This window comes from Gordonia sp. OPL2, assembly GCF_003797825.1.
GTDB lineage: Bacteria > Actinomycetota > Actinomycetes > Mycobacteriales > Mycobacteriaceae > Gordonia.
In genome coordinates, this window is the sequence record NZ_RKME01000001.1 from 447,887 (window position 1) to 473,637 (window position 25,751).

Annotated in this window: 25 protein-coding genes; 12 read left to right on the forward strand and 13 right to left on the reverse strand. The window is 66.5% G+C overall.

The window, feature by feature from the left end; all coding sequences use genetic code 11:
• Positions 1-49: 49 nt before the first annotated feature.
• Positions 50-2,290 (reverse strand): NADP-dependent isocitrate dehydrogenase, encoded by a 2,241-nt coding sequence (locus EEB19_RS01920; protein WP_187582608.1) that lies wholly within the window; start codon positions 2,288-2,290, stop codon positions 50-52.
• Between the two features lie 211 nt (positions 2,291-2,501).
• On the opposite strand from EEB19_RS01920, the gene EEB19_RS01925 reads away from it, so the two are divergent.
• Entirely contained in the window at positions 2,502-2,714 is a 213-nt protein-coding gene (locus tag EEB19_RS01925) for a molybdopterin-binding protein (protein WP_187582610.1), read from the forward strand.
• 45 nt (positions 2,715-2,759) lie between these two features.
• On the opposite strand, the gene EEB19_RS01930 is transcribed toward EEB19_RS01925, so the two are convergent.
• Together EEB19_RS01930 and EEB19_RS01935 are read right to left on the reverse strand one after the other, a co-directional pair.
• Positions 2,760-3,668, reverse strand: a complete 909-nt coding sequence (locus EEB19_RS01930; protein ID WP_262365369.1) for a GDSL-type esterase/lipase family protein — start codon at positions 3,666-3,668, stop codon at positions 2,760-2,762.
• Positions 3,669-3,866: 198 nt separating this feature from the next.
• Positions 3,867-5,204 (reverse strand): NAD(P)H-binding protein, encoded by a 1,338-nt coding sequence (locus tag EEB19_RS01935; protein WP_187582614.1) that lies wholly within the window; start codon positions 5,202-5,204, stop codon positions 3,867-3,869.
• A 156-nt stretch (positions 5,205-5,360) separates the two neighbouring features.
• Between EEB19_RS01935 and EEB19_RS01940 the strand changes: the two genes are divergently transcribed.
• Positions 5,361-5,660, forward strand: a complete 300-nt coding sequence (locus EEB19_RS01940) for a DUF1540 domain-containing protein (protein WP_187582616.1) — start codon at positions 5,361-5,363, stop codon at positions 5,658-5,660.
• Positions 5,661-5,741: 81 nt separating this feature from the next.
• On the opposite strand, the gene EEB19_RS01945 is transcribed toward EEB19_RS01940, so the two are convergent.
• On the reverse strand, positions 5,742-7,376 hold the full coding sequence (locus tag EEB19_RS01945) for an alkaline phosphatase D family protein (RefSeq protein WP_187582619.1): 1,635 nt from the start codon (positions 7,374-7,376) through the stop codon (positions 5,742-5,744).
• A gap of 127 nt (positions 7,377-7,503) precedes the next feature.
• On the opposite strand from EEB19_RS01945, the gene EEB19_RS01950 reads away from it, so the two are divergent.
• Positions 7,504-8,292, forward strand: a complete 789-nt coding sequence (locus EEB19_RS01950; RefSeq protein ID WP_187582621.1) for a hydroxymethylpyrimidine/phosphomethylpyrimidine kinase — start codon at positions 7,504-7,506, stop codon at positions 8,290-8,292.
• 130 nt (positions 8,293-8,422) lie between these two features.
• The gene (locus tag EEB19_RS01955; RefSeq protein ID WP_187582623.1) at positions 8,423-8,728 is read left to right on the forward strand and encodes a putative quinol monooxygenase; all 306 of its coding nucleotides are present in this window, start codon (positions 8,423-8,425) and stop codon (positions 8,726-8,728) included.
• An 89-nt stretch (positions 8,729-8,817) separates the two neighbouring features.
• Here EEB19_RS01955 and EEB19_RS01960 read toward each other — a convergent pair whose 3' ends face one another.
• Positions 8,818-9,519 carry a GAF and ANTAR domain-containing protein gene (locus EEB19_RS01960; protein WP_187582625.1) on the reverse strand — a complete coding sequence of 234 codons (702 nt, stop codon included), beginning with the start codon at positions 9,517-9,519 and terminating at the stop codon, positions 8,818-8,820.
• A 203-nt stretch (positions 9,520-9,722) separates the two neighbouring features.
• Here EEB19_RS01960 and fadD5 point away from each other — a divergent pair, with 203 nt between their 5' ends.
• The 5 genes from fadD5 to EEB19_RS01985 all read left to right on the forward strand — a co-directional run bounded on the left by fadD5 (position 9,723) and on the right by EEB19_RS01985 (position 14,597).
• Positions 9,723-11,330, forward strand: a complete 1,608-nt coding sequence (fadD5, locus tag EEB19_RS01965; RefSeq protein WP_187582627.1) for a fatty-acid--CoA ligase FadD5 — start codon at positions 9,723-9,725, stop codon at positions 11,328-11,330.
• 116 nt (positions 11,331-11,446) lie between these two features.
• Complete coding sequence (locus tag EEB19_RS01970) at positions 11,447-11,821, forward strand: VOC family protein (protein WP_187582629.1); 375 nt, start codon at positions 11,447-11,449, stop codon at positions 11,819-11,821.
• 190 nt (positions 11,822-12,011) lie between these two features.
• A complete protein-coding gene (locus EEB19_RS01975; protein WP_187582631.1) occupies positions 12,012-13,712 on the forward strand; it encodes an NAD(P)/FAD-dependent oxidoreductase in 1,701 nt (566 codons plus the stop codon).
• Positions 13,713-13,766: 54 nt separating this feature from the next.
• A complete protein-coding gene (locus tag EEB19_RS01980; RefSeq protein ID WP_187582633.1) occupies positions 13,767-14,108 on the forward strand; it encodes a helix-turn-helix transcriptional regulator in 342 nt (113 codons plus the stop codon).
• 3 nt (positions 14,109-14,111) lie between these two features.
• Positions 14,112-14,597 (forward strand): SRPBCC domain-containing protein, encoded by a 486-nt coding sequence (locus tag EEB19_RS01985; RefSeq protein ID WP_187582635.1) that lies wholly within the window; start codon positions 14,112-14,114, stop codon positions 14,595-14,597.
• Positions 14,598-14,637: 40 nt separating this feature from the next.
• Here EEB19_RS01985 and EEB19_RS01990 read toward each other — a convergent pair whose 3' ends face one another.
• A complete protein-coding gene (locus EEB19_RS01990; RefSeq protein WP_187582637.1) occupies positions 14,638-15,498 on the reverse strand; it encodes an LLM class F420-dependent oxidoreductase in 861 nt (286 codons plus the stop codon).
• Positions 15,499-15,656: 158 nt separating this feature from the next.
• On the opposite strand from EEB19_RS01990, the gene EEB19_RS01995 reads away from it, so the two are divergent.
• Entirely contained in the window at positions 15,657-16,649 is a 993-nt protein-coding gene (locus EEB19_RS01995; protein ID WP_187582639.1) for an alpha/beta hydrolase, read from the forward strand.
• Positions 16,642-18,228 (forward strand): NAD(P)/FAD-dependent oxidoreductase, encoded by a 1,587-nt coding sequence (locus EEB19_RS02000; protein WP_187582641.1) that lies wholly within the window; start codon positions 16,642-16,644, stop codon positions 18,226-18,228. Before EEB19_RS01995 ends, EEB19_RS02000 begins: the two co-directional genes overlap by 8 nt.
• Positions 18,229-18,276: 48 nt before the next feature.
• Here the strand turns inward: EEB19_RS02000 and EEB19_RS02005 are convergent, their stop codons facing one another.
• From EEB19_RS02005 to EEB19_RS02035, 7 genes are all read right to left on the reverse strand, one after another.
• Entirely contained in the window at positions 18,277-19,356 is a 1,080-nt protein-coding gene (locus tag EEB19_RS02005; protein WP_262365370.1) for an AraC family transcriptional regulator, read from the reverse strand.
• A gap of 278 nt (positions 19,357-19,634) precedes the next feature.
• Positions 19,635-20,216: a dihydrofolate reductase family protein gene (locus EEB19_RS02010; protein ID WP_187582645.1), complete on the reverse strand. Its 582-nt coding sequence runs from the start codon at positions 20,214-20,216 to the stop codon at positions 19,635-19,637.
• A gap of 78 nt (positions 20,217-20,294) precedes the next feature.
• Positions 20,295-21,203: an LLM class flavin-dependent oxidoreductase gene (locus tag EEB19_RS02015; protein WP_187582647.1), complete on the reverse strand. Its 909-nt coding sequence runs from the start codon at positions 21,201-21,203 to the stop codon at positions 20,295-20,297.
• Between the two features lie 61 nt (positions 21,204-21,264).
• The gene (locus tag EEB19_RS02020) at positions 21,265-21,993 is read right to left on the reverse strand and encodes a M15 family metallopeptidase (RefSeq protein ID WP_187582649.1); all 729 of its coding nucleotides are present in this window, start codon (positions 21,991-21,993) and stop codon (positions 21,265-21,267) included.
• A 37-nt stretch (positions 21,994-22,030) separates the two neighbouring features.
• Positions 22,031-22,906 (reverse strand): LLM class F420-dependent oxidoreductase, encoded by an 876-nt coding sequence (locus tag EEB19_RS02025; protein ID WP_187582651.1) that lies wholly within the window; start codon positions 22,904-22,906, stop codon positions 22,031-22,033.
• Between the two features lie 72 nt (positions 22,907-22,978).
• Positions 22,979-23,779: a crotonase/enoyl-CoA hydratase family protein gene (locus tag EEB19_RS02030; RefSeq protein WP_187582653.1), complete on the reverse strand. Its 801-nt coding sequence runs from the start codon at positions 23,777-23,779 to the stop codon at positions 22,979-22,981.
• 36 nt (positions 23,780-23,815) lie between these two features.
• Positions 23,816-25,114 carry an NAD(P)/FAD-dependent oxidoreductase gene (locus EEB19_RS02035; RefSeq protein ID WP_187582655.1) on the reverse strand — a complete coding sequence of 433 codons (1,299 nt, stop codon included), beginning with the start codon at positions 25,112-25,114 and terminating at the stop codon, positions 23,816-23,818.
• A 64-nt stretch (positions 25,115-25,178) separates the two neighbouring features.
• Between EEB19_RS02035 and EEB19_RS02040 the strand changes: the two genes are divergently transcribed.
• A complete protein-coding gene (locus EEB19_RS02040) occupies positions 25,179-25,742 on the forward strand; it encodes a TetR/AcrR family transcriptional regulator (RefSeq protein ID WP_187582656.1) in 564 nt (187 codons plus the stop codon).
• Positions 25,743-25,751 lie beyond the last annotated feature (9 nt).

The following is a 25,751-nucleotide window of genomic DNA, read 5'->3' on the forward strand; positions in this document are numbered from 1 at the left end:
ACGCCGCGGCCCCGAGGTGATCGACACCCCGGGGCCGCGTCGGCTCACATCAGGTGCGTGCGGATGCCAGCGCGTCGTTGAATGTCGCGCTCGGGCGCATCACCGAGCTCGCCAGCTCGGGATCCGGCTGGTAGTAGCCGCCGATGTCGACCTGGTTGCCCTGAGCCTCGTTCAACTCCTTGACGATGACGTCCTCGTTTTCGGCGAGCGCCTCGGCGAGCGGTGCGAAATGCTTGGCCAGGCCCTCGTCGTCGGTCTGTGCCGCCAGCTCCTGCGCCCAGTACATCGCCAGGTAGAACTGGCTGCCGCGGTTGTCGAGTTCGCCGGTGCTGCGTGAGGGTCCCTTGTCGTTCTCCAACAGCTTGCCGGTCGCCGCGTCGAGTGTTTTGGCGAGGATCACCGCACGCGCATCGCCGGTCTTCTTGCCGAGATCCTCCAGACTGACCGCCAGCGCCAGGAACTCACCGAGTGAATCCCACCGGAGGTGGTTCTCCTCGATCAGCTGCTTGACATGCTTCGGAGCAGATCCACCAGCACCGGTCTCGTAGAGTCCGCCACCGGCCATCAGGGGCACGATCGAGAGCATCTTGGCACTCGTTCCGAGCTCGAGGATGGGGAAGAGATCGGTGAGGTAGTCGCGCAGGATGTTGCCGGTGGCAGAGATCGTGTCCATGCCGCGGATCAGGCGCTCCATCGTGTACCGGATGGCGCGGACCTGCGACATGATCTGGATGTCGAGACCGTCGGTGTCGTGATCCTCCAGGTACTTGTGGACCTTGGCGATCAGCTCGTTCTCGTGCGGGCGATACGGATCGAGCCAGAACACCACGGGCATGCCCGAATCGCGCGAACGGGTCACGGCCAGCTTGACCCAGTCCTGGATCGGTGCGTCCTTGACGATGCACAGCCGCCAGATGTCGCCTTCCTCGACGTTCTGGCTCAGCAGGACCTCGCCGGTCGCGTTGTCGACGATGTTGGCGACGCCGGCGACCGGCACCTCGAAGGTCTTGTCGTGGGAGCCGTATTCCTCCGCCTTCTGCGCCATCAGACCGACGTTCGGCACCGTTCCCATGGTGGTCGGGTCGAACGCGCCGTTCGTCTTGCAGAAGTTGATCATCTCCTGGTAGATCCGCGAGAAGGTCGACTCCGGGTTGACCGCCTTGGTGTCCTTGAGTCGGCCGTCGGCGCCGTACATCTTGCCTCCGGCGCGGATCATGGCGGGCATCGACGCGTCGACGATGACGTCGCTGGGGGAGTGGAAGTTCGAGATTCCGCGGGCCGAGTCGACCATGGCGAGTTCCGGGCGGTGCTCGTGGCACTTGTGGAGGTCGTCGATGATCTCCTCACGCTGCGCACTCGGCAATGACTCGATCTTGCTGTAGAGGTCCGACAGGCCGTTGTTGACGTTCACGCCGAGCTCGTCGAAGAGTTCGCCGTGCTTGGCGAACGCGTCCTTGTAGAACACCTTGACGGCGTGGCCGAAGACGATGGGATGCGAGACGCGCATCATGGTCGCCTTGACGTGAAGCGAGAACATGACCCCGGTCTCGTAGGCGTCCTCGATCTGTTCCTCGTAGAACGCGACCAGGGCCTTCTTGCTCATGAACATGCTGTCGATGACGTCGCCGTCGGTCAGCGACACCTTCGGCTTGAGTACCTGGGTCTCACCGCTCTCGGGGATCAGCTCCATCCTGACCTCGCGGTCACCGTCGACCGTCATCGACTTCTCACCGTGGTAGAAGTCACCCTCGGTCATGTGGGCGACGTGCGTGCGTGACGCCATCGACCACTTGCCCATGCTGTGCGGATGCTTCTGCGCGTACGCCTTGACCGCCTTGGGTGCGCGACGATCAGAGTTTCCTTCTCGCAGAACAGGGTTCACCGCACTGCCCAGACACTTGGTGTAGCGCTCGCGGATCTCCTTCTCCTCGTCGGTCTTCGGATTCGACGGGAAGTCGGGGAGCTTGTAGCCCTTGCCCTGCAGTTCCTTGATCGCCGCGAGCAACTGCGGGACCGACGCACTGATGTTGGGCAGCTTGATGATGTTGGTCTCGGGCAGCTGGGTCAGGCGCCCCAGCTCGGCCAGGTTGTCGGGGACCCGCTGGTCGTCCTCCAGGTAATCGGGGAACTCGGCGAGCACTCGCGCGGCGACAGAGATGTCACTGGATTCGACAGTGATGTCCGCCGCGTCGGCGAAAGCTCGGATCACCGGCAAGAAAGCATGCGTCGCAAGCATCGGCGCTTCGTCGGTAAGGGTGTAGATGATGGTCGGCTGCTTCTCCGCGGTCATGATTGTGTCTTCGCCTCCAAGTCCGGTCAATCGAGTCATGGGTCGCATGTCTCGCCACATACCAGTATCACGCCACTTGGGGCGTCGCGCCGAGCGATCCATTACCCGCCGGTAACAAACGGAGGCGATCCGGTGCGGGCGTAGCGTCGGGTGACGGGCCTCGTCACGCATCGATCGAGACCGACTCCGCCATCAACCCACAGGAGAATCCATGCGTCTGTCGACTCGCAATCAGCTCGCCGGCGTCATCACGGAGGTCACCCACGGCGCCGTCATGTCGACCGTCAGGGTGCAGCTGGACGGCGGCGACCAGATCGTCACGTCGTCGATCACCAGGGACGCAGCCGAGGAGCTCGGTCTGGCGACCGGCCAACGCGCCACCGTCCTCATCAAGTCCACCGAGGTGGCGATCGGTGTCGACTAATCGCGGTGAGCGGGGGCGGCCGAGACCGGCCGGGTCGCGGGGCCGCTAGGCCTCGGCGCGCCGCAACACATCGAGGACCTGCCGCGCGACTCCCGCCTTTCCGGCCGGTGTGAGGTGATAGGCCGACGGTGTGTCGATACCCCAGAGCCACGGGTTCGACGAACATGCGGTGTGGGCCGCACCCGCCGTCGAGGCCGCGGCGAGAAGCGCTCCCGACGATCGTGCGGCACGGGCCGTCGCGGCGACCAATCCGGCGTGCACTCGGGTCGTCTCGGCGATCTCGGACGCCGTCAGTGGCACCGCCGCGCAGAACGGCGCACGAGGATCGACGAGCGGAGGGTAGTCGACGAAGATGATGCGAGCACGCGGGGCGCGGGCACGCACAGCGCCTACGATGGCGACCATCGACTGTTCGACGTCGACGTAGTCGGCCGCCGACGGTTCAGGGGCCGGGACGCGGCCGGTGCGGCAGCCCGCGGGTGTGGAGCGTGAGGAGGCCAGCGACGCCGCCGCCATGCGATGGACACACACCTGATCGGCCACCCGGCCGATGTAGCGCAGGTCGTTGCCGCCGATGGTGATCGTCACCAGATCGGTCGTCGCGGTCACCGCGGTGATCTGGGGCGTGCCGGCGTGTGGTCGCTGAGCGGTACGCAGGATGTTGGCGGTGGTCGCACTCGAGCAGCTGACGTCGGTCAGACGCAGACCCCGCGCGGCGGCGACCCGGTGCGGGTAGTTGTCGGCGGCCCGCAGGCAGCCCCTGTCCACCAGTCGCGGCGAACCGGGACCGGCAGCGTAGGAACTGCCCAGCGCCACATAGTCGGTCGAGCCGACGGTCGTCGCTGCGGCGACGACGCGCTGCTCCGGCTCCGCCGACACCGCGACCGTTGTCCCGATCACGACTGCGCCGGCCACGAGCGCCGCCGCGATCACCGGCGGACGGCGCCGCGACACGCGGCGAGACCACCCATACGCTGCGTGGATCCAGGCGTGCATCGTTCACCAATCGTCGGTTCGGTCCGGAGGACCCACTCATCGCACGGACGAGCGGGGTCGGGTTCCGGCGATCAGCGTCGATCGCGCGCCGTGGGCGCGATGACTTCCCGGTGTCCCGGCTTGATCATCGCGGGCGACGGCATCGCCGTTACGGCCTCAGCGGAATGGGTCGGCCGGACGAAAACCCATCCGGCGCAACGGGGAACCCAACCGCCAGTACAGCAGGCCGCCGAGGCCCCGCGGGAAGAACGTGGCGGTGGTGATGACCTCTGCGGACGTCCCGGGAGTCGATGATCCCTCGCGAATCCGATACTCGAGAAACGCTTCTCCCGGGCTCGCGGTGTCGGCGTGCAGACGCAGGAGTGCCGGGGGGTCGGACTCGACGACCGTCCAGCGGCCACCGACGCCTGCGCGGAGTCTGCCCCACGCATCCTCGGGCGAACCGGTGGTGGTCGTCCGGTCCTCGGTGGTGAACACCTCCTCGCCCGCCCACGGCGGATCAGACGGGAGCGGTTCGGCGGGAGACGTTTCCGCCGTGGCGTTGTCCCACGGCACGGCGGCGTCGCCCTGATGCACCCTGCTCAACGTCGCCACCAGCGCGGCGCGGTACGACTGGAGCCCGCCGGCCGGCGGGTCGATCACCTGGTCGACGTCTCGGTTGCGGCAGACCGCATCGCACTCGAGCGACTCGATGAGGGGTCGGGCGATCTTGCCCCGGATCGGCGTGACGAATCGGACCCACCTGCTGGCGATGGTCGGGGTGAGGAAGGGCAGCACGATCATCGTGCGCGGCCGCAGCCCGGCGACCTCCGCGTATCCCTGCATCATGTCGCCGTACTCGAGCACATCCGGACCGCCGATGTCCCAGGTGCGGGACTCGGGCACCACAGCTGTCGCGGCCTCGACGAGATAGTGCAGGGCGTCGGCCACCGCGATCGGCTGAATCCTGTTGTGCACCCATCGCGGGGTGGTCATGGCGGGCAACCGCTCGGTGAGATGGCGGATCAACTCGAAGGACGCGGACCCGGACCCGATCAGGGTGCCCGCCTGCAGTGCGACGGTCGCGATACCCGAATCGATCAGGATCTGGCCCACCTCGGCCCGTGACGCCAGGTGTTCCGAGAGTTCCACGCCCTCGGGATGTAGACCCCCGAGGTACACGATCCGACCGACACCGCGAGCCCGGGCCGCCTCCACGACGTTCTCGGCCGAACGACGTTCTTCGTCAGCGAAATCGGAGTCGGTGCTCATCGAGTGGACCAGGTGATAGACGACGTCGATGTCCGTGAACGCCTCGATCAGCGAGTCCAGGTCGGAGAGGTCGCCGCGGACGACCTCGGCGCGGTCGTCGGCGACCCACGGAGCGTCGTCGAGCTTGGACGGCGTACGCGCCAACGCCCGGACACCATGCCCCCGGGCGAGCAACCGAGGCGCGAGACGGCCACCGACATATCCGGTCGCACCGGTGACGAGACATCGCCGCGAGTCGTTCATCTCTCCCAGCGTACGGAGAACTCCGCGGCGGGGGAGCGAACGCGGCCGGACCCGCGTGGCGGCGCCGTGAAAAGGTATGGCTCACTTAACTTCCCGTGCCTCAGGCAAGCCTCACATTGCTGGCGGCGTCGCGCGCACGGTCCTAGACTCCAGTTCATGGCCACCCTCGAAATGCCCCATGTCACCGAGTGCACCGTGAGTGCATGTTCCTACAACCACGACGGATGTCACGCGTTCGCGATCAGCGTCGGAGGCCAGAACGGCACCGCCGACTGCGCGACGTTCATTCCACTCTCGACGAACGGCGGACTCGACGTCGTGTCACCGCAGGTCGGCGCCTGCCAACGGGCCGACTGCATCCACAACGAGAGCTTGGAGTGCACCGCGACGGCGGTGCGCATCGGTGCGGGCGAGAGTTCGGACACCGCCAACTGCCTCACCTACGCCACACACTGACGCTGGCGCACGCACACCAGCACACCGACTCTGTCACACCGACCGCCGCACGAACACCGGGTGATCACCCGGGTGCGGCGGTCAGTCCGTGAGTGACACCCGGCCGGCCATCACCAGGGTGCCGTCGTCGGCGGGCTGTTCGAAGATCACGTGCGAGTGACGCTCCTCGGTGATGAGGGTCGCGATCGTGTTGCCGAAGAGTGGACCCGCGACATCGGCCCACGACAGCGGTAGCGGCTCGATCCCGACGCGACGCGCCCAGGCGCTCGTCAGTCGCGCCGCGCGCGGCGACCATGCATGCGCCAGAGCCGGTTTCACGTACGCCGGCACGTGGTTGTGGACGGGCGAACAGACCAGCTGGTGGACCGGAACCGGTGATTCCCCGGGCAGTCGGGCGCGGGCCGCATAGCTGTGGTGGACATCGCCGGACAACACGGAGATGCTCGCCGGGCGCTGCTGGCCCTCGGAGTCCGCGACCCCGGTGATCAGTTCGCCCAGCCGCCGGAACGAGTCCATGAAGGCGGCCCAGTGTTCGAAATCGAGCGCCTGCCGGATCTTTTCTCCCACTCGGCCGCGTAGCCCGTCCCGGCCCGCGGCGACCTCGTTCATCGCCTGCAGGTCGCCGAGCGCAGGAGGCAACAGCCACGGCAGCGACGAGCCGAGGACCAGGTGATCGACGCCGCCGACGTCGTCGGTGAGTTGGTCGTCGAGCCAGGCGAACTCGCGATCACTCAACATCTCCCGCCGCCCGCCAGACAGAATGCGACCGTTTCGCGAGTCGATCATGATCAACCGTGCGTGGCCCAGGTCCCAGCGATAGCTGAATCGCAGGCCCTTGTCACCGTCGACATCGGTGTCCGCCCGGTCGGCCAGATCGGCGAGCAGCGGCCAACAGTCGCCGTTCGCGGCGAGCACCGCACGGAAGTCGTCGTCGGCCGCCAGCTGCGCAGGCGTCAGATTCCCGAGATGCTGATACACCCAGTACGAGGCGAGCCCGGCCCGGATCCGGTCGTGCCACCACGGGATCGTCGCCATCGTCGACCGCCACGCCCCCGACGTGTTCCAATCGTCGCGGATGTCGTGGTCGTCGAAGATCATGGCGGTCGACACCGTCGACATCATCCAGCGGATCTCCGGGTCACCCCAGGTGTGCCGGTAGAGACTCTCGTACTCGGTGAAGTCGACCACCTCGTTCGGCGGTCGTTTCACCCGCGCGGAACCGCGCCGCCGACCTGCCAGATGTTGACGGGCCTGCGGCGTCAGTTCGTCGGCGTACACCTGATCACCCAGCAGGACCAGGACGTCCGCCCATTGATCGACCGGGAGTTCGGACTGACGCGCGGCGTAGCTGTCGAGCGCGTCGATGCCGAGCTTCTCGTCGAGCGCTGCCTCGCCGGACTTCGGGTATCGGCAGGAACCGAAGACAACCCGACGGCTGTCTCGACGGCGGGGTCCCATCGTGCGGATCACGCTGGGCGGGTACGCGGAGTCCGTTTCGGGCCAACACTGCTGACCGTTGACGGCGACCGAGTACTCGACCGTCGTGTCCGGTGTCAGACCCTCGACGACGACGAGCGCGTAATGGCAACCGCGGACCTCGAATGTGCGTGCACGGCAGCCGAGAATCTCGATCTCGGCCCGCTCGTCCGTCTGCACCCAGATCGTGGCGCTGGTGTCGTCGACGTGGCGAAGGATCGGTCCGAGAAGCAGGGGCATCGATTCAGCGTAGTGTCCTGGGACGGGAGTTCGTCGCCGGAATCCGGCCGGGAGGTCGGTGGCTGGCACAACACGCGCGGCCGGGGCAGCATGGCGATCGGACGACGACGGAGTAAGGAGTGCAATCGTGACACCGATCTCGTATGTCATCGCCGGCTCGGAGGCGACCGGGGGTGCCGGCATCCAGGCCGACCTGCGGACGTTCCAACAGTTGGGCACCTACGGGGTCGGCACGATCACCTGCATCGTGTCGTTCGACCCCGCCGCCGGCTGGGGTCATCGTTTCGTTCCCATCGCCGCGCCGGTGATCGCGGATCAGATCGAGGCCGCGACAGCGGCACATGAGCCGGAAGTCGTCAAGATCGGCATGCTCGGGACACCCGAGACCATCGCCACCGTCGCCGAGCAGCTGCGCGCGCGCACCTGGCGTCACGTCGTCGTCGACCCGGTGCTCATCTGCAAGGGTCAGGAGCCGGGCGCCGCCCTGGACACCGACAACGCGCTGCGCACAGAGATCCTGCCGCTCGCGACGGTGGTGACGCCCAATCTGTTCGAGGCGTGCACTCTCGCCGGGATGGACTCGATCGAGTCGGTCGAGGACCTCACGGAGGCCGCCATACGGATCGCCGACCTCGGGCCGGCGGTGGTGGTCGTCAAGGGTGGCGTCGGTCTCGGTGGGGATGAGGCGATCGACGTGGTGTTCGACGGAACCGACACGACGATCCTGCGTGCTCCCAAGGTCGGCGAGGAACGGGTCTCGGGCGCGGGCTGTGTCTTCGCGGCGTCGACGACGGCCGAACTCGCGAAGGGCGCCGACGTGGTCGATGCGGTGCAGACCGCGAAACAGTTCACGCATTCCGGCATCGTCGGCCGCCTGGCGTCGAACGCGCCGTTCGACGCCGTACTGCCGCGCTGAACTGTGCTGTCCGCTGCGGTCTGATGAGCTCTGCTGCCCACTGAGCTCTGCTGCCCACTGAGTTCTGCTGCCCGATGAGTTCTGGTCGGCGCTCGGGTCTATCCCGGACGTGCAGACGAAAGGAACGAGCATGATCATCGTGGCCGGACACATCATCGTCGACTCCGACGACCGCGACAGCTACCTGAGCGAGTGCGCGGCCGTGATCGAACAGGCCCGGAGCACGCCTGGATGTCTCGATTTCGCACTCTCGGCGGATCTGATCGACCCGACACGGATCAACGTGTTCGAACGTTGGGGTGATGTCGAGGCACTCACAGCGTTCCGCGGGGACGGGCCGTCGAGCGACCAGCAGCAGACCATTCGTGATGCCGATGTCCGTGAGTTCGACGTGCGGGAGGCCGATGCCACGGAGTCGGGGACCTCGGCTACCTGAGGGTGGCATCTGGATCAGGGTGCCGCAGTGTCGTCGAGGACAGCGGGCTGTCCCGCGAAAGGCGTCTCGAGCACGTGGCGATGTCGGTGTCAGGCCGGTTCGTCGCCTGACCGCTCCGCATCGATGATCTGACCGGCGACGGCGATCAGGGGGGTGTTGGTGTCCTGCGAGAGCCGCCGGAGCAGTTCGAACGCCTGCACGGCGTCGATCGAGAAACGTTCCATGATCATGCCTTTTGCCTGACCGATCTGATCTCGGCTGGCGAGCGCGCTACGGAAGTCGCCCTGTTGGCGTGCGCGGAACAGGGCAAGGGCCGCATGTGTGGCAAACACCAGACCGACCTCTTCCGACTCGTCGTCGAAGACGCCGGGCTCGTCGGAGAAGAGGTTGAGGGCGCCCATCGCGCCACGGTGCGTGAACAGCTGGAAGGACAGACTCGACCGCGCCGGCGTCTCCTCGAGGGTTCTGCGAGACAGTTCCGGCCAGCGCGGATCGGTGGCGATGTCGTCGACACGGACCATCTGTTGTTGCCAGGCGGCCTCCAGGCACGGCCCCTGACCGGTCTCTTTCTGGAGACGATCGAGATGGGTCATCACCTCATCGGTCGGGGCGAGCGTGTCGAAAGTGCTCTGGTCCCGGTCCACGACGAGCACCCCCGCGTAGCGCACCCCGGGTACGTTCGCCACCGCTCCGGCGGTGATCGCCGCGATCACGCGGTCGGTCGCGTCGTCCGACTCGGGCACGGCATGCATCGTCCGTGCGAGGTCGGCGATGGCCCGATGGACGTTCATGATCGGCTCCTCACGTCGCGCGTCGTCAGGTTCACCATAGGCTCACGGTCGTCTGTCGTGGGTGACTCCGCCGGGTGGCCTGTCGCAGATTCCGAGACCCGCCCCGATGATCCGGCTCCGGTCCTACTGTGTGATCGACAGCACGTCCACACGGCGTCGTGTGCCGCTGTGCCGGTACCGCGCAGAACGACGAGGAGATCGCCATGACCGTCACCGCCCAATCGTCCAGTGACCTTGGCGCCGAACCGATCCGGTCGCGGCGCAACCACTGGAACAACCAGGTCCGTCGACATGCCTTCATGACGCCGGACCGGGTGGCGGTCACCTATCTGGACAGGTCCACCACCTGGAGCGACCTCGACCGGCGATCACGGGCGTTCGCCGCCGCCCTGCATCGTCGCGGCGTCGGCTTCGGCGACCGCGTCCTGATGGCACTGCTCAATCGAACCGAGTACGTCGAAGCGGTACTGGGCGCCAACCTGATCGGGGCGATACCGGTACCGGTGAACATCCGGATGAGTCCTGCGGAAGTCGGCTTCCTCGCGACCGACAGCGGTGCCCGGGTCATCGTCACCGAGAAGGTGCTCTCGCCGCTGGCGGATGCCGTGAGCGCGTCGACCGGCACCATCGAGACGACCATCGTCGTCGACGGGGGCGACGACCCCGCACACCTCGGCTACGAGTCGCTGCTCGCCGAAGACGCCGCGGACCTGCCCGAGATCGACGTACCCGAGGACGCTGTCGCGCTCATCATGTACACCTCGGGCACGACCGGTAAACCCAAGGGCGCCATGTTGACCCACACCAATCTGCAAGCCCAGGCGGTGACGACGATCAGCGCTGCGGAAAGTCATTCCGACGACGACGTCGCGTCCGTCGTCCCGCCCATCTTCCACATCGCCGGAATCGCGGCATTCGCCCCGGTCTTCTATCGCGGGGTCCGGGCGGTGATACATCCATTGGGCGCCTTCGACCCCGAGAAAATGCTCGACACGCTCGAGCGCGAGGGCACGACGTCGGTGTTCATGGTCCCGGCGCAGTGGCAGGCGGTCTGCGCGGCGCAAAAGGCCCGGCCGCGCGACCTGAAGCTCCACACGATCAGCTGGGGCGCCGCACCCGCGTCGGACACCATCCTCAACGCGATGAGTGAATCGTTCCCCGCCGCCCTCAACATGACCGCCTTCGGTCAGACCGAGATGTCGCCGGTCACGTGCCTGCTCGAGGGGAAGGACGCACTTCGCAAGATCGGGTCCATCGGCAAGGTCGTCCCCGCGGTCACCGCGCGCATCGTCGATCCCCTGATGAACGATGTGAAGCAGGGCGAGGTCGGTGAGATCGTCTACCGCGGACCGAATCTGATGGCCGGCTATTGGCAGAACCCGCAGGCGACCGCGGATGCGTTCCGCGGAGGCTGGTTTCACTCGGGCGACCTGGTGCGTGAGGACGAGGAGGGATTCCTCTACGTCGTCGACCGGGCCAAGGACATGATCATCTCCGGCGGCGAGAACATCTACTGCGCCGAGGTGGAGAACGTCCTCTACGGTCACCCCGGGATCGCGGAGGCCGCGATCATCGGTCGCGCACATGAGAAATGGGGAGAGGTCCCCGTCGCTGTCGTCGTCCTCGCCGACGGTGTGACCGCCCTGACCCTCGAGGAGCTCGAGCCCTACCTCAACGAGAATCTCGCGCGGTTCAAGCAGCCGAAGGATCTGATCGTGGTCGACGAGCTACCGCGGAACGCGGGCGGCAAAGTGGTCAAACCCCGGCTGCGGGACGCCTACGGCAGCAAGGATGCAGGGCTGGCCGACTAGCCTGGCCCCGGCCGATTCAGTGCAGCGTCTTGTGCCGCGTGGGTGTCGCGCCCGATGAGTTCCGACGCTTGGTGAGGTCTGCCCCATGGACGCCACCGAGAGAGAGGACGATCGCCATGACCGCGACCACCCGCGTCATCAGCGTTTCCATTCCCGTCGCAGATCAGGACAAGGCCATGCGCTATTACACCGAGGTGCTCGGCTGTGATCTGGTCACCGACACCGAGGTCTGGCCGGGCGCCCGTCTGGTTGAGGTTCGCCCACCGGGGTCGGCGGTCTCGTTGCTGTTGCTCCCACCGGACAGTGAGATCCCTGTGGCCGTCAGGCTGGGGACATCCGATGCCGACGAGGCCCACGCACGGATCACCGCCTCCGGAATCGCGCCCTACAACGACGAGCCGCTCCGCTGGGAAGGCGTGCCACCGATGTTCGCGTTCGCCGACCCCGACGGGAACACCCTGGTGTATCTGGAGGAGGCCGTCGGCACCTGAGTCCGATTCACTTCGACCGTTTCGCCCGATTCCAACCCTGTGACCTGCGACGTCGGATTTCGAGTAGCGCGGAAGTAATGTTAGCCTTCCCTACGAAATCCGAGGTTGCCTGCGGCGCCGGACAATTCGGACATAGCTGACGTCTCCGATTTTCATCAGTCGAGTTCGCTGGTCATCTCGGAGGTCGGTCATGAAGGTATGTGTCGTCGGAGCGGGCCCGTGTGGACTCACCACGATCAAGCAACTCCTCGACGAGGGGCACGAGGTCGTCTGTTACGAGAAGAACGACGACATCGGGGGCATCTGGCTGCGCCACGACCGAGACGCGGGGCAGACGAAGGCGTTCGACAATCTGCTGCTGACCATCTCGATGAAGCTCATGGCCTACTCGGATCTTCCGTTCGACGGCGGGCGCGTCTTCGCCTCGCGCGGACAGTACTTCGGCTATCTGGAGGAGTACGCCGATCGGTTCGGGCTCCGTGAGCACATCCGGTTCGGCCATGTGGTGACCGATGTGGCACGGGGCCGGGACGACTGGACCGTCTCGGCGTCCCGCAATGGTGTCGACACTCGCGAGGTGTTCGACGCGGTCGCGATCTGCTCGGGGCCGTTCAAGACGCCGAACACCGCCATCGCCGGACTCGAGGACTTCACCGGCGAGATCGTCCACTCCGCCGATTACCGCAACAGCGACCGGTTCCGCGGACGACGCGTGCTGATCGTCGGCCTGGCGGAGTCGGGTGCGGACATCGTCCGCGAGATCGGCGACGTCGCAGCATCGTGCACGCTGGCGATCCGCTCCTACACGTATCTCCTCCCGCGCATCCACGGCAACCGGACGACGGACCAGGGGACGGTCCGGGCCCATCATCACGAGATGTGCCGTCGCGCCACCGATCAGCCGTTCGCGCTGGACAGCTTCTGGGGACGCAGCGGGATCGCCAAGGCCGTGTTCCTCACCGCCGCACTGGTGTACGGATTCGCCGCAACAATGATCGGCGCAATCCGCGATCGGGTGCGGCCTCGTCCGGCAGCGCGACGACAGGTCGACCCGATGGGACAGCCGGCCGATCCGCCGATGCTCGACGTCGACACGCTCGACAACGAGGCGAACTGGGATCTGATCAGGACCTGGAACCGTCGTTCCCACCCCGACGGGAGCTGGGCGCAGCGAGGAATCTTCTGCAAGAATGTCAGCTTCGTCCCCGGGATCGTGGCCGGTCGCATCATCCTGAACGACAAGGGAATCCAACGGTCCGACGGCAACCGGGTGTTCTTCGGGGACTCGACGGTCGCGGAGTTCGACGCGATCGTGCTGTGCACCGGCTACACCACCGAGAAGCTCGCGATCGGCGATCTGCAGGTGAAGGACGGCAACGTCCGCACCCTGTACAAGCACTTCCTGCACCCCGAACACCAGGGGAGTGCGGCGTTCATCGGGTTCGTCCGTCCGTTCTCGGGCGGTATCCCCATCTGCGCCGAGATGCAGGCGCGCTACTTCGCCCAGCTGTGCAGCGGGAAGGTGCAGATCCCCGACAACATCGACGAGGTGATCGGCCGCGAGAAGGAGTGGGAGGAGTACTGGACCGAGCTCAGCCCACGGCACACCGAGGCGATCCCATCGCAGATCCTCTACCTCGACGCCCTCGCGCGCGAGATCGGCTGCCTCGTGCCGATGCGCAGACTCGTCCTCGATCCGAAGTTGTTCGTGCAGATCTGGTTCGGCAGCTTCAATCCCTCCTGCTATCGCATCGTCGGCCCGCACAGCCGCGGTCGGGCTGCGCTGGACGACCTGTACTCGGAGCCGGTAGAGAACAGGGGCGAACTGGCTTTTCGGACCCCCCTTCGGCAACTGCTCCCGTCGTCGGTGCATCCGAAGCACGCGATGTAACCGGGCGCGCCGCGGGGTCTTGAACATACAACCGATTGGTTGTATGTTGAGGACGTGACCGAAGACCACGAGGACAGGGCCGACGCACTGTTCCACGCACTCTCGGATCGGACGCGGCGTGACATCATGCGCCGCGTGCTGAGCGGGGAGCATTCGGTCTCGGTGCTCGCGGCGAAGTACGACATGAGCTTCGCCGCCGTGCAGAAACACGTCGCCGTGCTGGAACGCGCAGGTCTTCTGACCAAGCGTCGCAGCGGTCGCGAGCAACTGGCCACCGGCGATGTGACCGCGGTACGTGCCGTGTCGACCATGCTCACCGAGCTCGAACAGGTGTGGCGAGGTCGGATTGCGCGCATCGATGAACTCATCTCGACCGAATCGACCCAGGAGGACTGAACAATGCCTGTCACCAACGTCGCCCACGACATCGACTCACGCACCCTCACCATCACCGCAGAGTTCGCCGCGCCGCCGTCGCGTCTCTGGCAGGTATACGCCGATCCCCGTCAGCTCGAGAAGATCTGGGGGCCGCCCACCCATCCCGCGACCGTCGTCGACCACGACTTCGCCCCCGGTGGCCGCGTGACCTACTACATGACCAGTCCGGAGGGGGAGAAGTTCGGGGGCTACTGGCAGATCGAATCACTGGACGAGCCACACGGTTTCGTCTTCGACGACGGTTTCGCCGACGAGAACCTGACCCCTGTCGACTCACTTCCGGTGTCGAAGAACTCCTACAGGTTCGACGAGAAGGACGGAAAGACCGTCGCGACCTATGTCAGCTCGTACGCCTCCGCCGAGGACCTGCAGAAGGTACTCGACATGGGTGTCGTCGAGGGCGCATCCGGTGCGATCAATCAGATCGACGATTTCCTCGCAGGCTGAGCACCGGGACCGATCGACGGCACCCCCCTCGACCCGATCGTCACGCCAACGCCGCTGCGAGCCGTCGCCACTGGTCGCGGGGCAGGGCACGCTGGTCGGCCTGCAGGACCTGGACGCAGACGTGATCGGCGCCGGCCGCACGGTGTTCGTCGATGCGTGAGAGCACGCTCGATTCGTCTCCCCAGGCGATGATGGCATCGAAGAGCCGGTCGCTGACCGATTCGATGTCTTCGTCGGTGAAGCCGAGGCGGCGGATGTTGTTGGCATAGTTCGGCATCGACAGATATCCGCGGAGCCACTTCGTGCCGATGGAGCGCGCTTCGTCGCGATCCTCGGTGAGGATGGCGGTCTGTTCGGGGGCGACCAGTGGCCCGGTCCCGAGAGCCTCGCGTGCGACCGCCGTGTGGTCGGGGGTCACCAGATAGGGATGGGCGCCTCGGGTCCGTTCGGCGGCCAGGGCCAGCATCTTCGGACCGAGCGCCGCGAGCACACGGGCATCAGACGGCACCGGCTCAGGTGCGTCGTCGAGACCGTCGAGGAAGGTCGTGGTGGTGGCCAGCGGCTTTCGGTACCGACCGGGCTCGGTGCTGTCGATCAGCGGTGCATGACTGATTCCCAGGCCCAACAGGAATCGGGGTCCGTGGTCGGCGGTCAGCCGGGCATGGGCGGCGGCCACGTCGTGCGGCTCGTGCATCCACATGTTGAGGATTCCGGTCGCGACGACGGCGTTGCGCGTGGCGCCCAGCAGATTCTCCACCGACTCCAGCACCGGTCCGCCGACATCGGGGATCCACAGTGCGGTGAAACCGAGCTCATCGAGCTCGGCCGCCGCTTCGGCCGCCTCTCCCTGATCCCCGTAGCGCAGCGGCGAACTCCAGATTCCGACCCCGTTGAGATTCATGACCTCGACCCTACCGACCCCCACGACGTGGCCGGAACTGCCGACTTTTGGCCGTTTGGGTGCTGTCGGGAAATCCCTCGCAACGCCTACCGTGGACGTGACAGGGGTCACATCCAGGGTCGGGCGCTCATGTCGTCCGCCGAACCGAGGGAGAACCAATGCCACTCGAACCCGTCTCGCAGGGGTTGCTACAGCAGCTCGCGGAGGAGCGTCAGCCGCCGATCAGCGAACAGACCCCTGCACTGGCACGGATGGCGGGTCCCATCTTCTCCGGGATGAGTGGGCGCGGACCCGACGTGGCCGAGGTGCGCGATCTCAAACTCGAGGGAACCGACGGCGGGCGGTTCCGGGTGCGCGTCCTGGTGCCCGAGGGCGAGCCGGAGGCCGTCATCGTCTATTTCCACGGCGGTGGCTGGGTCCTCGGCGACATCGACCTCCAGTACGACCATGTGGGCCGTGACCTCGCCAATCGGACCAGGTCCACCGTGGTGTTGGTGAACTATCGCAAGGCCCCGGAGCACCGTTTCCCGACCGCGATCGAGGACAGCTACATCGGATTGTGTTGGGCCGCCGAACATGCGGCCGAGTTCTCGCGACCGGATGCGCCTCTCGTCGTCGCCGGCGACAGCGCGGGCGGCAACATCGCTGCGGTGATGACGCTGTGGGCCAGGGATCGGCAGGGACCGCGGATCGCCTTCCAGGCGTTGATCTACCCGGTGACCGACTGCGACGTCGACACCGCCTCGTATCTGGCGCCGGAGAATCAACTGATGCTCGACCGGGACACGATGATCTGGTTCTGGGATCACTACCTGCCCGATGTGTCCGCCCGGAACCACCCCGACGCGTCGCCGTTGCGTGCACCTGATCACGCCGGCCTGCCTCCGGCGCTGGTCTATGTGTGCGAGTTCGATCCGCTCCACGACGAGGGCGTGGCCTATGCCCGGGCGCTCGAAAACGCCGGAGTGCCGGTGATCCTCGACGAGGCCGATGGACAGATGCACATCTACTTCCAGATGGCCGGCATCCTGCCCGGCTATCAGACCGGGATGGCGCTTGTCGCAGAGCACATCCGCGCCGCCGTCGACCGCCATGCACACGGCCGACAGGACCCGACGTCGGCACAGCGCAGGGAGACCACCGATGCCTGATCACGACGTCCTCATCATCGGGGCCGGGTTCTCCGGCCTGTACCAGCTCTACCGGCTGCGTGAGCTCGGCTTCGATGTCCACGCCGTCGAAGCCGGACCTGCAGTCGGCGGCACCTGGTACTGGAACCGGTATCCCGGCGCTCGCTGCGACATCGAGTCGATCGGCTACTCCTATTCCTTCGACACCGAACTGCAAGAGGAGTGGAACTGGACGGAACGCTATGCGGCGCAACCCGAGTTGCTGTCCTACCTCGACCATGTCGCCGATCGCCACGACCTCCGCAAGGACATCTCGTTCGACACCCGGGTCGAATCGTTGAGGTTCGACGACACCGCGGACGAGTGGACGGCGTTGCTCGACACCGGTGCGCGGATCACTGCACGATTCGTCGTGGCGGCAACGGGGTGTCTCTCCAAGCCGCTCGTCCCGGCCATCGCCGGTATCGACGACTTCACCGGGGACACCTACTGGACCTGGGATTGGCCCCACGATCCCGTCGACCTCACCGGCAAACGTGTCGCGGTGATCGGGACCGGGTCCTCGGGTGTTCAGACCATCACGGCAATCGCTCCAGAGGTGGAGAGTCTGACCGTGTTCCAACGCACGCCGACGTACGCCGTACCCGCGCAGAACCGGCTGATCGCACAGGAACTGGCGGAGCTCAAGACCCACTACGGCGAGTTCCGCGACGAGAGCCGACTGTCGGTCGGTGGCTTCCCCTGCGGTGACGAACTCCCGCCCTTTTTCGAGGACCTCGACGACGAACAGATCGCCGGCGAACTCGACCGGCGCTACGACGACGGTGGGCTGTGCTTTCAGCAATCCTTCCGCGACCTGTTGCAGAGTCCCGAGGCCAATGCCCGTGCAGCAGAGTACGTGCGCCGAAGGATCGGTCAGAAGGTGACCGACCCGGCGACCGCCGAGCGGCTGACGCCGCGGTCGTACCCGATCGCGGCGAAGCGGATGTGCGTCGACACCGGGTACTACGAGGTGTACAACCAGCCGAATGTGTCGCTGATCGATGTGACCGAGCAACCGATCGAACGGATCACCGGCAGCGGTATCCGGGCCGGTGGCGCCGACTTCCCGTTCGACGTCATCATCCTTGCAACGGGATTCGACGCCATGACCGGCGCGCTCGACGCGATCGACATCCAGAGCAGGGGAAAGGCCTTGCGCGACAAATGGGCTGACGGTCCGCGCACCTATCTGGGCCTGATGTCCGCCGGCTTCCCGAATCTGTTCACGGTGACCGGACCCCAGAGTCCCTCGGTGTTGTCGAACATGGTGACCTCCATCGAATGCCATGTGGAGTGGATCAGCGACGCACTGGAACATCTGCGTGCGAGGGGACTCACGAAGATCGAGCCCGATGAGGCGGCCGAGGACAACTGGGTCAACACGACCAACGACGCCGCCGACCTCACACTCCTCGGGCAGGCGCCGTCGTGGTACATGGGCGCCAACGTTCCCGGCAAACCGCGTGCGCCACTTCCGTTCGTGGGCGGGGTAGGGACCTATCAGCAGATCCTCGACGGCGTCGCGGTGTCGAACTACCACGGATTCGAACTGGTCTGAGGCGGCGATGGTTCCGGCGTCACCACCCGACGCCGGTACCGGCCCGTCTCACTGGTCGCCGGCGGTGGCCGTGGAACCCCAGCGCCGCATCGCCCGAGAGAAGCTGGACCAGTCGCGATAGCCCAGGCGCTCGGCGATCTGGGTCCGCGACAACGTGGTGTCGCGGATCAGATCATGCGCCAGGCTCCGGCGCACGTCGTCGTGAATCGTCCGGTACGAGGTCCCCTCGCGGGTCAGTGCCCGGCGCAGGGTCCGTGCCGAGAAGTGGAGATCGGCGGCACATTCCTCCAGCGTGCAATCCAATGAGGGGCTGGCCAGCAGGTAGGCACGTACTTGACCCGCGATCCCTTTGGCGTGCAGTCGTTCTGCACGTAGACGTTCGCACTGTTCGATGATCACGGCCGCCGTGTGCGGGTTCGCCATCGGCAGCGGCAGGTCGAGGTAGGACCGGTCGAAGATGAGTTCGCTGCGGTCGCAGTCGAAATGCACCGGCACCCCGAAGACGTCGAGGTACACCGCCTGCGACTCGTCGTCGACGCGTCGGGTGAACCGGACCTCGCGGAGCGGCGCCACCCCAGTGCCGGCGAACAGCTCACGCTGCATCTGCACGCTCGCGCTGAGGTCCCGCTCGATGACGAAGGCGGCGATGTCGTCGGGAACGCCGTCGGTCCGCGCCGACAACGACCACCGGTCGTCGGCGGACAGTTCACCCGTCATCGTCGCGAAGGCGAAGGTCAACGGCGAGTAGCGCAGACCGCATCGCACCATGTCCGCGACCACCCCACACGCTTGCAGGAGATATCCGTAGTAGCCGTAGGACGTCAGGTGATACTCGCGGCCGACCTGAGCGCCGATCCCGGGGCGGTCACCCAGAGCGGTGAGGAGATTGCGGATGACCGCGATCTCCTGCTGCGCCTCGATCAGCTTGGTCGAGGCGCCGAGGGCGTCGACGGACATACCGGCGCCGTCCAGGAGGAGATCCGTCGTGCATCCGTGCTGTGCCGCCCACCCACAGATGATGGCGACACCGGCGGTGGTCCGCGGGTGATCCCACGGATCCGGCATGCGCGCGAAGACGGCGTCCGACGCTCCGGGGCCGACCAGATCTGCGTCTCTCTCGACGATCATCGACACCCTGTCGTCCTCTCCGCCGCGCCCACAAGCCTCCTCAGGAGTATCGCTGCTCGTCGCGCGTCCCGACGACGTTTCGGCGATCGACCTGCACGTTCGGGAGAGGAGCCCAACCCCGACGTTGGCCGCGACTGCTGTTCTCATCGCCCCGATTGAACTGTCGAGGTCTTGCCGTCCGACCATACTCTGCTACGTGACCGGCATCACATCCCGGGCTCACCGGGTCTACGCCGTTCGGCACCTTCGACCGCTGTTCGGCACGGCATTGCGCTGATTCATCCGTGCAGGGTTGGTCGATAAACGAGTTCCATCGTCCGGCCGTCCAGTGTCCGGGACTCCAGCAGTTCCAGGTCGAAGTCGGCGGCACCGGCCAGGATCGGTTCGGTTCCCGTCTGGCCGGTGATGACCGGGAAGATGGTCAGCGCGACGCGATCCACCAGCCCCGCCGCCATCAGCGCGCGGTTCAACGACAGGCTGCCGTGCGAGCGGAGCGGCACCGGCGACTCCTCTTTGAGACGCGCGACGACGTCGACCGCGTCGCCACTCGCGACGTCGGCGTCGGGCCAGTCGAGGGGCGCGGTCAGCGTCGACGACACGACGGTCGTCGGAAGTCGTTTCATCCGGGCTATCCAGTCGTCGCTGCCGGCGTCTGGGGCGCCGGGCCCCAACATCTCGATGAACTCACGGTAAGTGTTCGCGCCGAACACCATTCGCTGCCGGGCGCCGTAGACGGCACACCGATGCGCCTCGAGTTCTGGTCCCTGCTTCCCCCAGTACCCGCCCCAGTCGCCGTGCTCGTTGTAGGAGCCGAAGCCGTCCAGGCTGGAGAAGATGTCGAAGGTGTAGGTCGCGGTCATGGGTGTCTCCCTCGGTGGCGTGCGGTCTCCTGCCATCAGGACAGACTCAGGTGGGGCGGTGAAGTGATCGGTGGCCGGTCAGCGCAGGTGCGGGATGACCGCATCCCCGACACGCCTCAGCTGGTCGAGCGGGTCCCCGACGGGCCACAGGACGACTCCGTCGACACCGGCATCGGCGAATCGGGTCAGGGTTCTCACGCAGTGGTCGGCCGAACCGATCAGCAACTGTTCGGCGATCGTGTCGGGGTCTCGGCGGAGCATCCGCGCCAGGTCGTCGAGCCATGCCTGAGCTCGGGCCGGGGACTCGGTGACGTGCGTCCACATCGTCGCGAGGACGATCGGGAGATCGCGCACCGGACGACCCGGCCGGTTCTGATCGGCACGCAAGTACTCCCGCCCGGCAGCGATGCGATCAGGTGTGGTGTTGTAGGCCGAGGCGAGCCATCCGTCGCCGAGGCGACCGACGCGGCGTAACCCGGCAGCCGATCCCCAGCTACCTATCCATATCGGTATCGGTTGTGACGGTTGAGGTTCGAGCAGTGGTCGGCCATAGAAACGACCCGGCGTCGTCTCGGGCTCGCCTGCGAGCCACGAGCGGAGCAGGTGTACCGCCTCGTCGAATCGCGGCCACCGCTCATCGAACGGGATGCCCGCAGCGGCGTAGTCGGCAGCCGAGGAACCCGGCCCGACGCCGAGGACGAACCGGCCACCGGAGAGTTCACCCAGCGCCGCAGCAGCTTTCGCGAGTGTGGCCGGACCGCGGATGACCGGTAGGGCGACCGTGGTCGCCACGGTCATGTCGGCAGTGGATCCGAGGACGCTCGACAGCGCGACCAGGCCGTCGAGCCATGGTCGGGAGAACACGAGATGATCGTTGGCGCAGATCGCGGTGCACCCCGCACCCTGTGCGGCCTCCACGTATCGCGCCAATGGCACAGACTGCGAACCATCGACGTCGATCAGCGGCAGGTGCGCACCGAACCACACCGTCGGATCGTAACCGACCCGCAGTGCTGTCAGCGGCCGGTCGGGTGAACCACCTCGGGCGTCACCCGGTGACGGGTACGTCGATGATGGGCCGCCTGACCTCGGCGCCGTCGCCGTCGAAGTGCCACCATTCACCCGGGTAGGCCGACAGTCCACCCGCGGCCATCGCGGCCCGCAGTCGTGCGCGAGCGCGTTGGGCCGACCCCGATACCCCGTGGGTCGCGAAAGCGTGTGCGCGCGGCGTGAAGTCGTCGAAGCCGGTGCCCATGTCGACCAGGCACTGCGCGCCGATCTGCCGGCGAGGCGGACATCCCGGCAGGCGAGTTGCGATCGTGACGTCCACAGATCGTCCGGATTCGTGACTGCGTGAATACGGGCCCGGCGCCGCGACCCACGCCGGATCCGGCACCTTCTGGAACATCGTCTGCTGGACGGAGTGCGGCCGATAGCAGTCCCAGAAGACCAGCGTCTCGCCGTCACGACTCAGCGTCCGGCTTGCCGCCTGAAGTCCGCGGAGCAGGGACCGGTGGACGAGGCAGCGCGCGTCCGGCGGATACAGCGCGACACCGACGAAGTTGTCCCGCCTCGCGTAGCGCAGGTCGATCAGAGCGTTGGGGAGCACTGTGCGGACGTCGACGAGGCCCGCGTCGTGCGCGGCGGACGACACGGGTGGAATCGCCGACGAGGATCGTGGCGCCGCCGAACCGGTGACGCCGGGGGAGAGGGCGAGCACGATCACGAGGGCGCCGAGCACCGTCGCGATCGCACCCGTGCGCCGTCGCACGGTCATCGTCGTCTGACCAGGTCGACTGCGGTGGTCGCGGTACTCACCCGAGCTCCGCGAGTCGACGTGCAGTCGGTGCCATCGCATCGATCCACGACGCCGGCGACCCCGAGGTCGGGGTGACGATGACGGCGTCCACGCCGATCGTCGCGTACTCGGCCATCCCGGCCACGAACTCGTCGGCGGTCTCCGGTCCGGGCCGGGGGTTGTTCGCGAGGATGGTGACCTTGATGTCGGCGAAGTCGCGACCGACGTCGTCGCAATGTCGTTGTAGCACCTCGATCTTGTGTGCCACGTCGTCGGGGGAGGTACCGAAAAGGTTGCAGGCGTCGCCGTATCGCGCGACCAGACGCAGGGTCTTGCGTTCCCCGCTGCCGCCGATCAGGATCGTCGGCCGATGGATCGGCTGCGGCGAGCAGAGCGTCTCGGCGAGCTGATAATGGGTCCCGTCAAAGGGTCCGTCGTTGTCGGGGTCCCACATCTGACCGCAGATCTGCAGCGCCTCCTCGAGACGCTCGAATCGCTCGGCGAGCGGGGGATAGGGGACACCCATGGCGTGGTGCTCGCGTTCGAACCACGCGGCACCGATACCGAGGGCCGCACGACCTTCCGACAACACGTCGAGAGTTGTCACGATCTTGGCGAGGAGGCCGGGATGACGATACGTGACGCCCGTGACGAGCAATCCCAGCTCGATTGTCGAGGTGTGTGCGGCGAGATACCCGAGGGTGGTGTACCCCTCCAGCATCTTCGCCTCGGCCGGCAGGCCCGTGGGCTCGATCTGGAAGTAGTGGTCCATGAACGACAGCCAGGTGGCACCGGAGGCCTCGGCGGCTGCGCCGACGCGGGCCAGTTCGCCCGCGAGAGCGGGCGTGCCGCCGTCGATGTCGAAGATGGGCAGGTGGAAACCGAGTTCCATGTGGCACTCCTCATCGCTGTCGGTCCTGACCCGACTGTACGTCGTCGGCCGGGACGCGGACCCGATCGAATGTCAGTCGGCGTCGTCGAACCGCGGTTCGCGCTTGGCCATCCCGGCGAGCACCGCCTCCATCTGATTGGGCGAACCCATCAATCCGACCTGGAGTTCGCTCTCGAGTCGCAATGACGCCGCGGCGTCATCGGACTGCCACGTCTGGTCGTACAGGCGCTTTGCGGCGCGGACGGCATGGGGAGACTTGCCGGCGATCTCATGCGCGAGGGCGAGAGCCTGTTCCAGCGGATCCTCGACGACGCGAGTGACCAGCCCCAGCTCCGCCGCCTCGACACCGGTCACGATCCGCCCGGTGAACGTCAGTTCCTTGGCGACGTCGACGCCGACGAGTCGTGGCAGGGTCTGGGTGATTCCCATGTCCGGGACCAGACCCCACTTGACCTCCATGATCGAGATTCGCGAATCAGGCGTGGCATAACGGATGTCGGCTCCGAGGGCGATCTGCAGCCCACCACCGAAACAGTTGCCGGTGATCGCGGCGATGACAGGGGCGGCCACGCGGCCCCAGTCGACGGAGACCCGCTGTGCGTCGTTGGCGAGGTGTCCGGGCTCTCGGTTCATCAGCGATTGCGCACCACCACCCTGACCGAGACCGGAGACATCCAGTCCCGAGCAGAAACTCTTTCCTGCGCCGTGCAGCACCACCGCGCGCACTCGACGATTCCCGGCAACCTGTTCGGTGGCGTCGAGAAGCGCGTCGAACATCGCACGGTCGAGGGCATTGTGCTTCTCGGCGCGGTCGAGGGTGACGATGGCGACGCCCATGTCGTCGATGTCGATGGTGATCCGGTGTTCGCCCATGCGGTCGATCCTACGAAGATCTGGAATCCGCTGTGTTCAGATCGGCGCGATGCATTCTGCTGCTGCACGTCGACCCGCCCGGATCGCGCCTTCGATGTAACCGTTGAATCGATCCGCGGTCTCGGTGCCCGCCCAGTGGACCCTCCCGACAGGACGGGACTGCGCGCTACGCACCTGTTCGAGGTGGCCGACCCGAGGCATCGCCGCATAGCCGCCCTGTACGAATTCGTCCTGATGCCAGGACTTCTCGTGAAAGCTCGTCGGCGAACGCACTCCCGCGCCGAAATGGTCGGCCAGCGCGTCGAGGACCGCAGCGCGCCGGGATGCCTCGTCGAGGTCGTCGAGTCGTCGTGCCGCGTCGGCGGGAACGAGGACACAGAGATGACCCGCCCCTCCGGGTGGCGAGACATCGAATGCCGATCGGATCGGCCCATCGAGGGTGATCAACTGCGCCGCACAACCGGTGTCCCGCCAGAACGGCCGGTCGTAGACAGCGACGGCCTTGTACACCGATCCCATGACCGTGTTGCGCTCGACCGACTCACGCGCATCGGGTAGGGCAGGGTGATGTCTGATGCCCGCCGCCACCGGGGGTGCCGTCGCCACGATGACATGTCGGGCGCGAATCGAACCCTCCGCGGTCTGCACCCGGACGCCGGTGGCGTCTCGTTCGATCTCGATGACACGACAGTTCAGTTCGACGGCGTCGCCGAGTTCCGCGGCCATCGCACCGGCGAGCCCACCGGCCCCGCCGGTCAGAAGCGCATCCTGAGCACCACCTTCGACCGAGACCATCTCGCGGATTCCGCCGGAGCAGGCGACCATGTCCGCAACCGTCGCCACAGACACCTCACCCGCCGGACGGCATGTGAGTTCCGCAGCGAGGACGTCGAACGCCCGGCGAGCCATCGACGGGCGGATCGATCGCATCCAGTCCTCGAGAGTCTGCTCATCCGAGGCACGGCCGAACCGCGCGACCGCGGCGAGTCGGGCCGCGCCGAGGGCCAGTCCGGCTCCTGTAGTGGAGAGCAGGGATATCGGTCTGCTGTCGATCGTCGCCGTCTGTTTGCCGTTGTCGTACGACGAGAAGCGAGCGACGCCCAGGCGATCGGCGAGAGACCGCAGTTCGGTGTGCGACGAACCCACCCACTGTCCACCGAGGTCGACCGCGCTCCCGGCCGCGGACGTCACCGTCATCGTGCGACCACCCACGCGGCCGGCCGCTTCGAGCACTCGGACCGACAGCCCGTAACTGCTCAGATCGCGAGCGGCCGTCAGCCCGGAGAACCCCGCACCGACCACCACCACGTCGACGTCTTCCTCGGCTTCGTTCATGCGCGACACCTTTCGTGAAACGAACGTTATAAAACAAGTGTTGCATATAAGTTACGATGTCACCGTGCCCCGACAGATCGACCACGATGCCCGTCGCGCCACCATCGATGCCGCGGTCATCGCCATCGCCGCGGAGTCCGGTTTCGCCGCCGTCACGATCCGGGCCGTGGCACAGCGGATCGGGTCGTCGACGTCGGCGGTGACGCACTACGTCTCGACCCGAGATGAACTATTGGGCAATGCTGTTCGGCGAGAGGTCGACGCACGACTGGACGACGCCGACGCGGCGATCGGCGAACGGACCGGAGATCCGGCCCTGCGGGCCCTCGTCGAATGGGCGATGTTCGGGGCACCGGAGTCCGGTCGCCGGTTCTGGCTGGCCGCGGTCCTCGGCGCTGAGCATCAGCCGGTGCTGTGCGCCGAACTCGATCGCTTCAATGTGTGGTGGGACGCCCGCGTCCGCGACTTGCTCGCACAAGCGGGCGTCGACGATCCCGAATCGGCCGCAGACGTGCTCAACGTGATGGTCGACGGGCTGGTGGTGAACAGCTTCTACGGCGGATCGCCGTGGGTCGAACAGCGACGGGAAGGCCTGCTGGACACGGTGTGGCGCGCCCTCGCTCTCTGAGGAACCGCG